12 protein-coding genes and 1 pseudogene are annotated in these 13979 nt (G+C 63.7%); 10 read left to right on the forward strand and 3 right to left on the reverse strand.

Going from position 1 to position 13979, the window contains the following annotated elements:
* Window positions 1-105: 105 nt before the first annotated feature.
* Complete coding sequence (locus IVA87_RS17060; RefSeq protein WP_247334339.1) at window positions 106-945, reverse strand: uroporphyrinogen-III synthase; 840 nt, start codon at window positions 943-945, stop codon at window positions 106-108.
* 145 nt (window positions 946-1090) lie between these two features.
* On the opposite strand from IVA87_RS17060, the gene purU reads away from it, so the two are divergent.
* The gene (gene purU / locus IVA87_RS17065) at window positions 1091-1954 is read left to right on the forward strand and encodes a formyltetrahydrofolate deformylase (protein ID WP_247334340.1); all 864 of its coding nucleotides are present in this window, start codon (window positions 1091-1093) and stop codon (window positions 1952-1954) included.
* Between the two features lie 111 nt (window positions 1955-2065).
* Here purU and IVA87_RS17070 read toward each other — a convergent pair whose 3' ends face one another.
* Window positions 2066-2350 (reverse strand): hypothetical protein, encoded by a 285-nt coding sequence (locus IVA87_RS17070; protein WP_247334341.1) that lies wholly within the window; start codon window positions 2348-2350, stop codon window positions 2066-2068.
* 516 nt (window positions 2351-2866) lie between these two features.
* Between IVA87_RS17070 and IVA87_RS17075 the strand changes: the two genes are divergently transcribed.
* The 6 genes from IVA87_RS17075 to IVA87_RS17100 all read left to right on the forward strand — a co-directional run bounded on the left by IVA87_RS17075 (window position 2867) and on the right by IVA87_RS17100 (window position 8852).
* Complete coding sequence (locus IVA87_RS17075; RefSeq protein WP_247334342.1) at window positions 2867-4045, forward strand: ABC transporter substrate-binding protein; 1179 nt, start codon at window positions 2867-2869, stop codon at window positions 4043-4045.
* A 240-nt stretch (window positions 4046-4285) separates the two neighbouring features.
* Complete coding sequence (locus tag IVA87_RS17080; RefSeq protein WP_247334343.1) at window positions 4286-5155, forward strand: branched-chain amino acid ABC transporter permease; 870 nt, start codon at window positions 4286-4288, stop codon at window positions 5153-5155.
* A gap of 8 nt (window positions 5156-5163) precedes the next feature.
* On the forward strand, window positions 5164-6192 hold the full coding sequence (locus tag IVA87_RS17085) for a branched-chain amino acid ABC transporter permease (RefSeq protein WP_247334344.1): 1029 nt from the start codon (window positions 5164-5166) through the stop codon (window positions 6190-6192).
* Window positions 6189-6944: an ABC transporter ATP-binding protein gene (locus IVA87_RS17090; RefSeq protein ID WP_247334345.1), complete on the forward strand. Its 756-nt coding sequence runs from the start codon at window positions 6189-6191 to the stop codon at window positions 6942-6944. Before IVA87_RS17085 ends, IVA87_RS17090 begins: the two co-directional genes overlap by 4 nt.
* Entirely contained in the window at window positions 6937-7653 is a 717-nt protein-coding gene (locus IVA87_RS17095) for an ABC transporter ATP-binding protein (RefSeq protein ID WP_247334346.1), read from the forward strand. Before IVA87_RS17090 ends, IVA87_RS17095 begins: the two co-directional genes overlap by 8 nt.
* Window positions 7654-7733: 80 nt before the next feature.
* Window positions 7734-8852, forward strand: coding sequence for a cobalamin-independent methionine synthase II family protein (locus IVA87_RS17100; RefSeq protein ID WP_247334347.1), 1119 nt, complete (start codon window positions 7734-7736; stop codon window positions 8850-8852).
* A 230-nt stretch (window positions 8853-9082) separates the two neighbouring features.
* On the opposite strand, the pseudogene IVA87_RS17105 reads toward IVA87_RS17100, so the two are convergent.
* Window positions 9083-9549, reverse strand: a pseudogene (locus IVA87_RS17105) (tetratricopeptide repeat protein); the annotation flags it as partial.
* A 183-nt stretch (window positions 9550-9732) separates the two neighbouring features.
* Between IVA87_RS17105 and IVA87_RS17110 the strand changes: the two are divergent.
* The 3 genes from IVA87_RS17110 (at window position 9733) to ahcY (ending at window position 13895) form a co-directional block, all read left to right on the forward strand.
* Window positions 9733-11088 (forward strand): hypothetical protein, encoded by a 1356-nt coding sequence (locus tag IVA87_RS17110; RefSeq protein WP_247278755.1) that lies wholly within the window; start codon window positions 9733-9735, stop codon window positions 11086-11088.
* A gap of 60 nt (window positions 11089-11148) precedes the next feature.
* A complete protein-coding gene (metK, locus tag IVA87_RS17115; protein WP_247278754.1) occupies window positions 11149-12345 on the forward strand; it encodes a methionine adenosyltransferase in 1197 nt (398 codons plus the stop codon).
* Between the two features lie 128 nt (window positions 12346-12473).
* Entirely contained in the window at window positions 12474-13895 is a 1422-nt protein-coding gene (ahcY, locus tag IVA87_RS17120) for an adenosylhomocysteinase (protein WP_247278753.1), read from the forward strand.
* The last annotated feature ends 84 nt before the right edge of the window (window positions 13896-13979 follow it).

The raw sequence follows: 13979 nt of genomic DNA on the forward strand, positions 1-13979 counted from the left end.
CGCCGGTGTCAATCGAAGCTGCCGCATGCCGCCATGCGCCGCCGTTTCAGCGCGCCGGCCCACCGCAAGCGCGCGACCGGATTGCGGAGACCCGGCCCCCGCGGATCAACGCGTCGCCACTGGCTTCCGTTCTGCCAGCGCCGCGGCCATCGCCGAGATCAGCGGACGCATGAAAAAGGCGTCCTCTGGCGGTGAGATGTCTGTCCGCAGGCCGTGCGCGACGAGTTCGCCGGAGACCGCCGGACCTACCGAGGCGATCAGCGTCCGTTCGAGGCCTGCGCGCAACTTCGCCTCGATGCCATGCGCTTTCGCGGCCTCGATCAGGCGGCGGACCTGGCCGAGATTGGTCAGCGCGATGCAATCGATCCGCCCCTCGGCCATGTCGTCGATGGCCGTGACGATGTTGGCATCCGCCGCCTTGGAATCGTAAACATACGGCAGCACGGTATCGACCTCGGCGCCTTGCGCGGCGAGCGCGCCGGTCAGCGCGCTGTGGTCCTTGTCCGGATAGAGCTGAAGGCCAAGCCGCCGGCCCTTCAGGTCGAGCCTGCCCAGCATCTCGATTACGCCCTCGCTGGTCGGCTTCTCCGTGGTCTGCTGCGCCTCGAGGCCGATCTCGCGCAGCGCCTTGCCGGGCTTTGGGCCGCGGGTGAATTTTCGCGATTTGGCAAGCGCTGCCACGAGAGCCTGATCGAGCCCGCGAGCGACGGCGAGCGTCATGATCCGGCGCAGGCCTTCGCCCGTCATCAACACGAGGTCGTCGAATGGCCTGTCGATGGCGCGTCGGACCCAGGCTTCGACCGGTGCGGGATCCGGCGCATCGTGAATGGTGAACATCGGGCACTGCACGACCTCGGCGCCTTGCTCGGCGAGAAGCTTCGAAAACTGCGCCTCCTCGCGCGTCTCCAGGATGAGGATGCGGGTGCCGTTCAAGCGATCGGCCATAGGCGTGCTCCGGTCAGTCAAATCGCAATGGTACGTTCATCCTGACTCCGCGCTTGGGATTGGCGCAAGGGCGGCGTCGGTGCTAGAGGAGGCCGCAAATCGCAGCTAGTTCCGCGGGCCTTTGCCCAAACCTTCATCAAGAGACATGCCCGATCATCAATATGTCCTGACCCTGTCCTGTCCGGATCGCCCGGGCATCGTGTCGGCTGTGTCGACGTTCCTCGCCCACAATGGACAGAACATTCTGGACGCCCAGCAGTTCGACGATGTCGAGACCAAAAAGTTCTTCATGCGCGTGGTCTTCACCGCGGCCGATCTCGCCGTGGAGCTGTCGGCGCTCCAGACCGGCTTTGCGGCAATCGCCGAACGTTTCAGCATGGAATGGCAGATGCGCGACCGCGCCGCGCACCGCAAGGTCATGCTGTTGGTGTCGAGGTCCGACCACTGCCTGGTCGACATCCTCTATCGCTGGCGCACCGGCGAATTGCCGATGATTCCCACCGCGATCGTCTCCAACCATGCGCGCGAGGTCTATGCCGGGCTCGATTTCGGCGGCATTCCGTTCCACCATCTGCCGGTGACCAAGGAGACCAAGCGCGAGCAGGAGGCGCAGATCCTCGACCTCGTCGCCAGCACAGGCACCGATCTCGTCGTGCTCGCCCGCTACATGCAGATCCTGTCGGACGATCTCTCGGCAAAACTGTCGGGGCGCTGTATCAACATTCACCACTCGTTCCTGCCGGGCTTCAAGGGTGCAAAGCCCTATCACCAGGCCCACGAGCGCGGCGTCAAGCTGATCGGCGCGACCGCGCATTACGTCACGCGTGATCTCGACGAGGGTCCGATCATCGACCAGGACGTCGAGCGCATCAGCCATCGCGATACGCCCGAAAACCTGGTCCGCAAGGGCCGCGACATCGAGCGCCGTGTGCTGGCCCGCGCGATCCGCTACCACCTCGACGACCGCGTCATCCTCAACGGCCGCAAGACGGTGGTGTTTGTGGATTGATGCGCCGTCATTCCGGGGCGCCTCAAAGAGGCGAACCCGGAATCTCGAGATTCTCAGGTGCGCAACTGCGCGCCATAGCCCGATGCTGACGCATCGCCCCGGAATGACCGCCTACCGCACCGCGCTGCCCGACGGAGATCCCGTCGCGCCCTTCTGCGCCTGCTCTTCCTTTTCGCGATCGGCCGCGGGCATTAGCCGCTTGCGTTCGCGCTCCTTCATGTAGGCGTCGTATTGCGGGGTGCCCGGCCGGGGCGGGGCATCCGCCGGCAGGCCGCCGGCCCATTGCGGGACGTAGTCGCCCATGCCGGCAGAGAGTCTTTCGTTGACGGTGCCACAGCCGGCCAGCCCCGCTGCAAGGGCAGCGAGGACGAGAACGGAACGAAGAATCTTGGGCATTGTATCGGTGCGCGCGCGTTCGGTCGTTGGACGCCGGACCGGGCCGGCGCGAGGAGAATAGCCTTCAACACGGTAAAAGAGACTTATTCGAGGTGGGTATTTTATTACCGAGGAGTGTCGATCAAGGCCTCGCTGAGGTACACATTCTGCAAAAGAGAGCGAAATCCTCCATCCACGCAGTCCGTCGCGCTTCTAGACTGCGGGCCGAGGCTCGCGAGGAAGTAGCGTGACCGCGGGCAACGGATTTCGTTGACAAGTCCATTTTATTTGTACAATCGTACAAATGGCGTCAATCTGGACGCTCTGGTCGCCGGCGTAATCGCGATGCCGCTTGCCGCCTTCGACAATCGGAGCGCGCGGCTTGCGCCGAATGGTCGCCAAACGTCCGATTGACAATAAGGGCGCGAAAGACGCCATGTGGCGCGGCGACATGGCGCGTGCGCGCTAAGGTAAAGGCAAGGACCGGGCACTCGGTTCGATGCACAAGAGGTCAGGAATGAAGGGGAGGGACATCTGATGTTCGAGCTCAAAACGTTTTCACGGACGGCAGTAGCGGCCGCCATCGCGGGCCTCGCCGCCATCGCGCCTGCGAAGGCGCAGGACGCCGTGAAGATCGGTCTGATTCTGCCGATGACCGGCGGCCAGGCCTCGACCGGCAAGCAGATCGAGAACGCGATCAAGCTCTACATGCAGCAGAAGGGCGACACCGTCGCCGGCAAGAAGATCGAGATCATCGTCAAGGATGACGCCGCGATTCCCGACAAGACGAAGACCGCCGCGCAGGAACTGATCGTCAACGACAAGGTCAATTTCATCGCCGGCTTCGGCGTGACGCCCGCCGCGCTCGCGGCGGCGCCGCTCGCAACGCAGGCCAAGATTCCGGAAGTCGTCATGGCGGCCGGCACCTCCATCATCACCGAGCGTTCGCCCTACATCGTGCGAACCAGCTTCACGCTTGCGCAGTCCTCGACCATCATCGGCGATTGGGCGGTCAAGAACGGCATCAAGAAGGTGGCAACGCTGACCTCGGACTACGCGCCGGGTAATGACGCGCTGAACTTCTTCAAGCAGAATTTCACCGCCGGTGGCGGCGAGGTGGTCGAAGAGGTCAAGGTGCCGCTGCAAAACCCCGACTTCGCGCCGTTCCTCCAGCGCATGAAAGACGCCAAGCCTGACGCGATCTTCGTGTTCGTGCCGGCCGGCCAGGGCGGCAACTTCATGAAGCAGTATGCCGAGCGTGGTCTCGACAAGGCCGGCATCAAAGTAATCGGACCGGGCGATGTCACTGACGACGACCTGCTCAACAACATGGGCGACGCCGTGCTCGGCACGGTCACCGCGCATCTCTACTCCGCGGCGCATCCCTCGCAGATGAACAAGGATTTTGTTGCCGCTTACAAGAAAGCCTTCGGCAACCGTCCGGGCTTCATGGCGGTGAGCGGCTATGACGGCATCCACCTGATCTACGAAGCGCTCAAGAAGACGGGCGGAGACACCAACGGCGACAAGCTGATCGAAGCCATGAAGGGACAGAAGTGGGAGAGCCCGCGCGGCCCGATCTCGATCGATCCCGAGACCCGCGACATCGTGCAGAACATCTACATCCGTAAAGTCGAGAAGGTCGACGGCGAGCTCTACAATGTCGAGTTCGCGACCTTCGAGGCCGTCAAGGATCTCGGTAAGACCAAGAAGTGATGCGCTCTTCTAAACCTCTCCCGCTTGCGGGAGAGCGTAGGCCACCTTTGGTGGCCGTCCTTTAAGAGTCGCCGAGGCGAAGCCTCGGCTATCGCGAAGTGCAGGGTGAGGGCTCTTTTCAAGTCGGGGATTGTCCCGTTGCCGAGATACCCTCTCCCCAGCCCTCTCCCGCAAGCGGGAGAGGAGCAGAGCAGCCTACTCCGCTAGACCTGATACTTTTTCGACAACGATCTGCTCCCGATGACCGCAATCCTCACCAACCTGTTCGATGGCGTTGCCTACGGCATGCTGCTGTTCGTGCTCGCTTGCGGGCTTGCAGTCACGCTCGGCCTGATGAACTTCGTCAATCTTGCCCATGGCGCCTTCGCGATGGCCGGGGGCTATATCTGCATGGTGCTGGTCAACCGGATGGGCTGGCCGTTCTTCGCCGCCCTGCCGCTCGCCTTCGTCTCCGCGGCCGCGATCGGCATTGCGCTCGAACGCACGCTCTACCGCCACCTCTATGCGCGCAGCCATCTCGACCAGGTTCTGTTCACCATCGGCCTGACCTTCATGTCGGTCGCGGCCGTCGACTACATCCAGGGATCCTCGCGCGTCTTCATCAATTTGCCGGCCGCGCTCCAGGGCCAGTTCGACGTGTTCGGCGTCGGCATCGGCCGCTACCGGCTGATGATCATTGTGATCTGCGGCTTGCTCACCATCGCTTTGCAGATGGTGCTGGCCAAGACCCGCTTCGGCAGCCGCCTGCGCGCCGCCGTTGACGATCCGCGCGCCGCCAGCGGCCTCGGCATCAACGTGCCGCAAGTGTTCGCGTTCACCTTTGCCTTTGGTTGCGGGCTCGCCGGCCTCGGCGGCGCGCTGAGCGCCGAGATCCTCGGCCTCGATCCGTACTTTCCGCTGAAGTTCATGATCTACTTCCTGATCGTGGTCACCGTCGGCGGCTCGTCCTCGATCACAGGGCCGTTCCTGGCCTCGCTCCTGCTCGGCATCGGCGACGTCGCCGGCAAATATTACGTGCCGAAGATGGGCCCCTTCGTGATCTACACCATGATGATCGTGATCCTGATCTGGCGCCCGAACGGCTTGTTCGGCCGCACGGCCGCGCGTTGAGTTTGCCGATGAGCGCCTCCTCCGACGTCGGTTGTCACGCCCAGCGCCAGGCGCGCTGGCACTTTGGCGAAATCGCCTTCTGGCTCACCGTGCTGGCCTGCGGCTTCGCCTTTCCCACGCGCTATCTGATCATGACAGACATCCTGCGGCTGGCGCTGTTCACGATGTCGCTCGATCTCATCCTCGGCTATGCCGGCATCGTCTCGCTCGGCCATGCCGCGTTCTTCGGCGTCGGGGCCTATGCGGCGGGACTCCTCGCGCTGCACGGCATCATCAAAGAGCCCGTGCTGGCGCTCGTCGCCTCCGGCCTTGCCGCGATGGTGCTCGGCTTTGCCACCAGCTTCCTGGTGATCCGCGGCGTTGACCTGACCCGACTGATGGTGACGCTCGGCATCGCCCTGCTGCTGGAAGCGGTGGCGGAGCGCTTCTCCAATATCACGGGTGGCACCGACGGCCTGCAAGGCATCGAGATGCAGCCGATCTTCGGCGAGATCCCGTTCGACATGTTCGGCAAAGCCGGCTTCTTCTACTCACTGGCTGTGCTGTTCCTCCTGTTCCTGTTCGCGCGCCGCGTCGTGCATTCGCCGTTCGGCCTGTCGCTACGTGCGATCAAGAACAATCCGCTGCGGGCCGCCGCGATCGGCATTCCGGTCAACCGTCGCCTGATCGCGATCTACACGTTGGCGGCGTTCTATGCCGGCATCGCAGGCGCACTGTTCACCCAGACCACCGCGATCGCCTCGCTCGACGTGTTTGCGTTCGAGCGCTCCGCCGATCTGATGCTGGTGCTCGTGATCGGCGGCACCGGCTACCTCTATGGCGGGCTGATCGGCGCGGTCGTGTTCCGCATGCTCCAGGAATTGTTCTCGACCATCACCCCGCAATATTGGCAGTTCTGGATCGGCCTCGTGCTGGTCCTGATCGTGCTGATCGGCCGCCAGCGCCTGCACCGCTGGGTACTTTATGTGCCGAACCTGATCATCAAGCAGGTGGCTGGGCGCAAGGTCGTTGTCGCTGTGCCGGAGAGCGACGCATGACCATCGCGCTCGAAACGAAGAATCTCGAAAAGCAGTTCGGCGGTCTGCGGGTCACCCGCGACCTGTCGCTCAAGGTCGAGCAGGGCGCCCGTCACGCGCTGATCGGCCCCAATGGCGCGGGCAAGACCACCGTCATCAACCAGCTCACCGGCGTGCTCAAGCCGAACTCGGGTCGCATCCTGCTCGAAGGCCAGGACGTCACGGATCTGCCCGTGCACAAGCGCGTGCTGCGCGGCCTGTCGCGCACCTTCCAGATCAATCAGCTCTATCCCGACCTGACCCCGCTCGAAACCATCGGCCTTGCCGTCTCCGAGCGCCTTGGCCATGGCGGCGACTGGTGGCGGCGGATGGGCACTCGCAGCGACGTCAATGGCGAGATAGGCGATCTGCTCACGCGCTTCCATCTGCTTGACGTCATGAACGAGCAGACCGTGACGCTGCCTTACGGCAAGCAGCGCCTGCTCGAGATTGCAGTCGCAATCGCGGCCAAGCCGCGCGTGCTGCTGCTGGACGAGCCTGCCGCCGGCGTGCCCGAGAGCGAGCGCCACGACATTCTGACGGTCGTCGGCGCGCTGCCGCGCGACGTCACCGTGCTGCTGATCGAGCACGACATGGACCTCGTGTTCTCCTTTGCCGACCGTATCTCGGTGCTGGTCTCGGGCGCGCTGCTCACGGAGGGGCCGCCCGAACAGGTCGCGCGCAATCCGCAGGTCAAGGCAGTCTATCTCGGCGAGGAGGCGGTCAATGTCTGACTTGCTCGCGATCGACGCGCTTCGCGCCGGCTATGGCGAAGCCGTGGTGCTGCCCAACATGTCCTTGCGCCTCGCCGAGGGGCAGGTGCTGGCGCTGCTGGGCCGCAACGGCACCGGCAAGACCACGCTGATCAATTCCATCGTCGGCGTCACCCGCCGCTTCTCCGGCTCCATCGCGCTCGCCGGGGTCGACGTCACGGCCATGCGGCCGGACCAGCGCGCGCGCGCCGGCATTGGCTGGGTGCCGCAGGAGCGCAACATCTTCCGCTCGCTCACGGTCGAGGAGAACATGACCGCGGTGGCCCAGCCTGGCCCCTGGACGGTCGAGAAGGTCTACCAGATGTTCCCGCGGTTGAAGGAGCGGCGGACGAACTTTGGCAACCAGCTCTCCGGCGGCGAGCAGCAGATGCTCGCGATCGGCCGCGCGCTCACCCTCAACCCGAAGGTCCTGCTGCTGGACGAGCCGACTGAGGGGCTTGCCCCCATCATCGTTGAGGAGCTCCTGAAAGCAATCGGGACCATTACCCGGGCGGGCGGCATCTGCTCGATCATCGTCGAGCAGAATGCGCAAAAGATTCTGGGGCTGGCCGACCGCGTTGTGATATTGGAGCGCGGAACGATCGTCCACGACGCCCCGAGCGCCGCGCTGAAGGCCGACCCCTCGGTCCTGGAGCGTCACCTCGGCGTCGCCGGGGCGGCGGCCCACTAACTTGTCCGACGCGTTTTCTTAACGTGAACCGGTAGCCACTTCGCTTGAAAACGCGATAGAAAATATCCCGGGAGTAACAAATGCAGCGAACCAAAGCCCCCTTCCGCGCCGACGAGGTCGGCAGCCTTCTGCGTCCGGCCAAGATCAAGGAAGCGCGCAGCCGTCTCGAGAAGGGCGAGATCTCGGCCGACGATCTGCGCAAGATCGAGGACATGGAGATCGAGAAGGTCGTGCACAAGCAGGCTTCGATCGGGCTCAAGCTCGCGACCGACGGCGAATTCCGCCGCTCCTGGTGGCATTTCGACTTCCTGGCCAAGCTCACCGGCTGCGAACTGTTCCACCCCGACACCGGCATCCAGTTTGCGGGCGTGGAGACGCGCCATGATGCGGTTCGTGTGGTCGGCAGGCTCGACTTCCCCGACAACCACCCGATGCTGGATCATTTCCGCTTCCTGAAGAAGTATGCCGACCAGGCCCACGTCACCGCCAAGATGACGATCCCGTCGCCGGCAGTGCTGCATTTCCGCGGCGGCCGCAAGTCGATCTCCAAGGAGGTCTATCCCGATCTCGACGCCTTCTACGAGGACCTCGGCAAGACCTACCGCAAGGCGGTGAAGGCGTTCTACGACGCCGGCTGCCGCTATCTCCAGTTCGACGATACCGTCTGGGCCTATCTCTGCTCGCAGGACGAGTTGCAGAAGGCGCGCGAGCGCGGCGACAATCCGGACGGCCTCCAGCAGATCTATGCTCGCATCATCAACTACGCGCTGGCCGAGAAGCCCGCCGACATGGTGGTGACGACGCATGTCTGCCGCGGCAATTTCCGCTCGACCTGGATCTCTTCGGGCGGCTACGAGCCGGTTGCCGAGACCATGCTCGCTGGTACCAATTACGACGGCTATTTCCTCGAATACGACAGTGACCGCGCCGGCGGCTTCGAGCCGCTGCGCTTCCTGCCCAAGGGCAACAAGGTCGTCGTGGTCGGTGTCATCACCTCGAAGTTCGGCGAGCTCGAGAAGAAGGACGACATCAAGCGCCGCCTGGAAGAAGCCGCCAAGTTCGCCCCGCTGGAGCAGCTCGCGCTGTCGCCGCAATGCGGCTTCGCCTCGACCGAGGAGGGCAACATCCTCTCCGAGGAAGAGCAATGGGCCAAGCTCAGCCTTGCGGTCGAGATCGCCAAGGAAGTGTGGGGCCAGTAACCCCATTAGCTCCGCTGTCATTCCCCGAAGGCGGGGAATTCAGTACGCCGCGGCTTCTCCGTATCTCTGGCTATCTCTGCAATACTGGATCGCCCGGTCAAGGCCGGGCGATGACAGCTGAGTTGGGCGATAGCGCGTCGTCACTTCGCCGCCAGGTCGACCTCGACCAGCAGACGAGGAATTCGACGACGGCACCTGCTTGTTCTTCGTGATCGAGACCACCTCGGCCCGAACGAGAACGCCGACTTCGGGTCGACCCTGATTGACCTGTCGTAATCGGCAATGGCCTTGGCATAGTCACGCTTGCCGCGCCAGGCATTGCCTGCCGCGATTGTGAAAGATGATGCCGCTGGGCGGGCCGTGCTTCAGCGCGTCCCCGAAATCCGTGATCGCGATCTCGTACTTGCCTTTGTCGTAATAGGCCGATCCCCGCAAGCTGTAGACCGCCAGGCGGCTGGAGCCGATCGCTTCCGTGGCGTCGGCGACGAACTTGACCTAGTCGCCCTTCTTGTTCACGCGGCCGTACGCCAGAAGTCTCGCCCTGAACACTTTCAGCGCGATGATCCTGGTGCGGCGTCGACCATCTGGTCTGCCGGCGTCGTCTCGCTCGTGCAGAGTGACCGAGCTGATTGCGCGCCTGCCCCAAGGCGGGCACGGACCACGGCGCAAGTGTGAGCAGGCAGAGCGCGACGAGCAGGGGCGCACGGCGATGGTCTCGTGAGAGAGGGAGCGCTTGTTTGTTGTCCAGCCGGGCGCAGGGGCTCACGGCTTTTGCCCTGGCGCACACGGCAAACCGAGGCGGCTCGATCTGCTATTCCCCAAGTGGGCAGAATTTGCTAGGGTGTGTGACCCACCCCGTCTGCCCAACGCTTTCCCACTGATGAAGAACGACGAAATCCTGAGCCAGATCACCGAGTTCTGCCGCAAGGCGGATATGGCAGAATCGACCTTCGGCCGCCGCGCGGTGAACGATGGGAAGCTGGTGCACCGCCTGCGCGAGGGCAAGCGCATCACCATCGACACGCTGGAGCGGATCCAGGCCTATATGGCCGCATCGATGGCCGGCGGCGTGCCGCCGCCGCGGGGACTTCAGGTGCCACCGGAAAAACGCGACCCGCGCGGCAATTTCCGTTTCTTCGAGAACCGCCAGAAATACCTGCTGTTCGTCCACACCTGCAGCGAGAAGCGGGTGATCGCGGACAGGGTTGCCCTGGAGCTAAGCTCCATCCACCCGCGCCCGCCGGCGCTGCGCCTGTTCGACGCCGGCGTCGGCGACGGCACGGTGCTGGCGCGGGTGCTGCGCGCAACGCACCAGCGCTTTCCGCACATGCCGTTCTATGTCGCGGGCAAGGAGCTCAGCCTCGAGGACCTGCGCCTGACGCTGGAGAAGGTGCCGGACCGCATTTTCGAGCATCCGGCGTCGGTGTTCGTCTTCACCAACATGTTCTACGCCGAGGCGCCCTGGCTCACGCCGGCATCGCCTGCGGCGGCGGCGGCCACCGTCTGGCACGAAGTGCCGCTCCGCGGCGCCTCATCGGGCGAGTTCGAGCAGCAGATCGCGGAGCTGAGGCCATTTTTGGAGCAGAATTGGCGCGCTGCGATTAGCCCGCGCACGGCTATGCCGCTCTATGAGCGACCCGTCGTCCTCGTGCTCTATCGCGAGGACCATAGGTTCCTGTTGGATTCGACCATCCCGCGGCCGGGACAGGCCGAGGCCAATTTCGACCTCGTCATCGCATCTCAGCCCTACCGGGCCCTGTCCTCGGTCAATTTCAGGGCCAAGCGGATCATTGCACCGCTGGCGCGGGCGCTCCGGCCTGGCGGCCGGCTGATCGGAATTCACTCCCACGGCCAGGATCCGGGCATGGAAATGATCCAGGCGATCTGGCCTGGAGAAAATCCTTTCTCAGTCAGCCGTCATGAGCTACTGCGTGCAGTGAAGTATGAACTTGGATCAGTGGGCCGCGACTTAAATTTTAATGCCTACGCGGATAACCGTTCGATCTTCAGGTATGATATGGAAGCGCTGCCCAACGAGGTCACCGGCACCATCGGCACCTCGACGGCCTTTGCAGCGTGGAATGCGGCGGTGTATGTCGCTCAGATTGAGGACGACCGGTTGACTGAAATGACTCAAAACGGCCGCACTCTGGATGCCGCCAGGGACGTGCTGCGAAAGTACAATGGGCTCTGGTTTCTCGACGAATCCTACGTCATCTCGCGTCGGCGTGATTGACATCATCAAAAGTAAACATCGCAAACGCCCGCCGGCTAATGGCGGAACAAGGGGTTACTGATGCGCGCGTCCTATCTCTTCACCAGTGAGTCCGTGTCCGAGGGTCATCCGGACAAGGTCTGCGACCGGATCTCCGATGAGATTGTCGACCTGTTCTATCGTGAAGGGCCGAAGGCGGGCATCGACCCCTGGCAGATTCGCGCCGCCTGCGAGACGCTGGCCACCACCAACAAGGTGGTGATCGCCGGCGAGACCCGCGGTCCGAAGTCGGTGACAAACGAGCAGATCGAGAGCGTCGTCCGCGGCGCGATCAAGGACATCGGCTACGAGCAGGACGGCTTCCACTGGAAGACCTGCGACATCGAGATCCTCTTGCATCCGCAATCGGCCGACATCGCGCAGGGCGTCGACGCGCTGCAGCCGGGCGAGGTCAAGGAAGAAGGCGCGGGCGACCAGGGCATCATGTTCGGCTACGCCACCAACGAGACGCCCGACCTGATGCCGGCGCCGATCTTCTACGCCCACAAGATCCTCCGCCTCATCTCCGAAGCGCGCCACTCCGGCCGCGAGAAGGTGCTGGGCCCGGATTCCAAGAGCCAGGTCACCGTGCAATACGAGAACGGCAAGCCGGTCGGCGTGCGCGAGATCGTGGTGTCGCACCAGCATCTGGTCGAGGATCTCACCTCCAAGCAGGTGCGCGACATCGTCGAGCCCTATGTGCGCGAGGCGCTGCCGAAGGACTGGATCACGCCGAAGACGATCTGGCACATCAACCCGACCGGCAAGTTCTACATCGGCGGCCCCGACGGCGACTCCGGCCTGACCGGCCGCAAGATCATCGTCGACACCTATGGCGGCGCGGCCCCGCATGGCGGCGGCGCGTTCTCCGGCAAGGATCCGACCAAGGTCGACCGCTCCGCGGCCTATGCCGCGCGCTATGTCGCCAAGAACGTCGTTGCCGCCGGTCTTGCCGACCGCTGCACGCTCCAGCTCGCCTATGCCATCGGCGTGGCACGTCCGCTGTCGATCTACATCGACACCCACGGCACCGGTAAGGTATCGGAGGACCAGCTCGAGAAGGCCGTCGCTAAAGCGATGGATCTCACGCCGCGCGGCATCCGCAGCCATCTCGACCTCAACCGCCCGATCTACGCGCGCACCTCGGCCTACGGGCATTTCGGCCGCACGCCCGACAATGAGGGCGGCTTCTCCTGGGAGAAGACCGACCTCGTCGAGCCGCTCAAGCGCGCGCTCTAGTTTTACGCCTCATCCTGGGCGCGCCCGCAACGCGAGCGAAGCCGGGAACCTTATCCATCACATCGAGATGCCGGGTCCGCCTCTTTGGGCGACCCGGAAGGACGAGTTCAACAAACAGGACACCCGCAATGAACGCGAAGCCCGGCTTCACCGATTACATCGTCAAGGACATTTCGCTGGCCGATTTCGGCCGCAAGGAAATCTCGCTCGCCGAGACCGAGATGCCCGGCCTGATGGCCACCCGCGAGGAGTACGGCCCGAAGCAGCCGCTCAAGGGCGCGCGCATCGCAGGCTCCTTGCACATGACGATCCAGACCGCGGTGCTGATCGAGACGCTGGCCGCGCTCGGCGCCGACATCCGCTGGGTCTCCTGCAACATCTATTCGACCCAGGACCACGCCGCCGCCGCGATCGCGGCCGCCGGCATTCCCGTCTTCGCCGTCAAGGGCGAGACGCTGACCGAGTACTGGGACTACACCGCAAAATTGTTCGACTGGCATGGCGGCGGCACGCCCAACATGATCCTCGATGACGGCGGCGACGCCACCATGCTGGTGCATGCCGGCGTCCGCGCCGAGAACGGCGACACCGCCTTCCTCGACAAGCCTGCTTCGGAGGAAGAGGAGATCTTCTATGCGCTGGTCAAGCGCCTGCTGAAGGAAAAGCCCAAGGGCTACTTTGGCGAGATCGCCAAGAATATCAAGGGCGTCTCGGAAGAGACGACGACGGGCGTGCATCGCCTCTACGAGATGGCCAACAAGGGCACGCTGCTGTTCCCGGCGATCAACGTCAACGACAGCGTCACCAAGTCGAAGTTCGACAACCTGTATGGCTGCCGTGAATCACTGGTCGACGGCATCCGTCGCGGCACCGACGTGATGCTGTCGGGCAAGGTCGCCATGGTTGCGGGCTTCGGCGACGTCGGCAAGGGCTCGGCCGCTTCGCTCCGCCAGGCCGGCTGCCGCGTGATGGTTTCCGAAGTCGATCCGATCTGCGCGCTGCAGGCCGCGATGGAAGGCTACGAGGTCGTGACCATGGAAGACGCCGCGCCCCGCGCCGACATCTTCGTCACCGCCACCGGCAACAAGGACATCATCACCATCGAGCATATGCGCGCGATGAAGGATCGCGCCATCGTCTGCAACATCGGCCACTTCGACAACGAGATCCAGATCGCGTCGCTGCGTAACCTGAAATGGACCAACATCAAGCCGCAGGTCGACGAGATCGAATTCCCCGACAAGCACCGCATCATCCTGCTGTCGGAGGGCCGCCTCGTGAACCTCGGCAATGCGATGGGCCATCCGTCCTTCGTGATGTCGGCGTCGTTCACCAACCAGACGCTGGCGCAGATCGAGCTGTTCGCCAACAACAAGGACGGCAAGTACGAGAAGAAGGTCTACGTGCTGCCCAAGACGCTCGACGAGAAGGTCGCGCGCCTGCACCTCGCCAAGATCGGCGTCAAGCTCACCGAGCTGCGCAAGGACCAGGCCGACTACATCGGCGTGAAGCCGGAAGGACCGTACAAGTCGGACCACTACCGGTACTGATCTGACGTGATTGCGACACCAGGGCCCCGGAGCGATCCGGGGCCTATTTTTTGTGGTCGCCTCTGTGATACGCTCGCAGGTAGA

Source organism: Bradyrhizobium sp. 147, from assembly GCF_023073935.1.
In the GTDB taxonomy this organism is placed as follows: domain Bacteria; phylum Pseudomonadota; class Alphaproteobacteria; order Rhizobiales; family Xanthobacteraceae; genus Bradyrhizobium.

Excerpts from the sequence above, each read along its gene's own strand:
- IVA87_RS17060 (WP_247334339.1), bottom strand. The coding sequence starts at position 945 with ATGGCCGATCGCTTGAACGGCACCCGCATCCTCATCCTGGAGACGCGC.
- purU (WP_247334340.1), top strand. The coding sequence starts at position 1,091 with ATGCCCGATCATCAATATGTCCTGACCCTGTCCTGTCCGGATCGCCCG.
- IVA87_RS17070 (WP_247334341.1), bottom strand. The coding sequence starts at position 2,350 with ATGCCCAAGATTCTTCGTTCCGTTCTCGTCCTCGCTGCCCTTGCAGCG.
- IVA87_RS17075 (WP_247334342.1), top strand. The coding sequence starts at position 2,867 with ATGTTCGAGCTCAAAACGTTTTCACGGACGGCAGTAGCGGCCGCCATC.
- IVA87_RS17080 (WP_247334343.1), top strand. The coding sequence starts at position 4,286 with ATGACCGCAATCCTCACCAACCTGTTCGATGGCGTTGCCTACGGCATG.
- IVA87_RS17085 (WP_247334344.1), top strand. The coding sequence starts at position 5,164 with ATGAGCGCCTCCTCCGACGTCGGTTGTCACGCCCAGCGCCAGGCGCGC.
- IVA87_RS17090 (WP_247334345.1), top strand. The coding sequence starts at position 6,189 with ATGACCATCGCGCTCGAAACGAAGAATCTCGAAAAGCAGTTCGGCGGT.
- IVA87_RS17095 (WP_247334346.1), top strand. The coding sequence starts at position 6,937 with ATGTCTGACTTGCTCGCGATCGACGCGCTTCGCGCCGGCTATGGCGAA.
- IVA87_RS17100 (WP_247334347.1), top strand. The coding sequence starts at position 7,734 with ATGCAGCGAACCAAAGCCCCCTTCCGCGCCGACGAGGTCGGCAGCCTT.
- IVA87_RS17110 (WP_247278755.1), top strand. The coding sequence starts at position 9,733 with ATGAAGAACGACGAAATCCTGAGCCAGATCACCGAGTTCTGCCGCAAG.
- metK (WP_247278754.1), top strand. The coding sequence starts at position 11,149 with ATGCGCGCGTCCTATCTCTTCACCAGTGAGTCCGTGTCCGAGGGTCAT.
- ahcY (WP_247278753.1), top strand. The coding sequence starts at position 12,474 with ATGAACGCGAAGCCCGGCTTCACCGATTACATCGTCAAGGACATTTCG.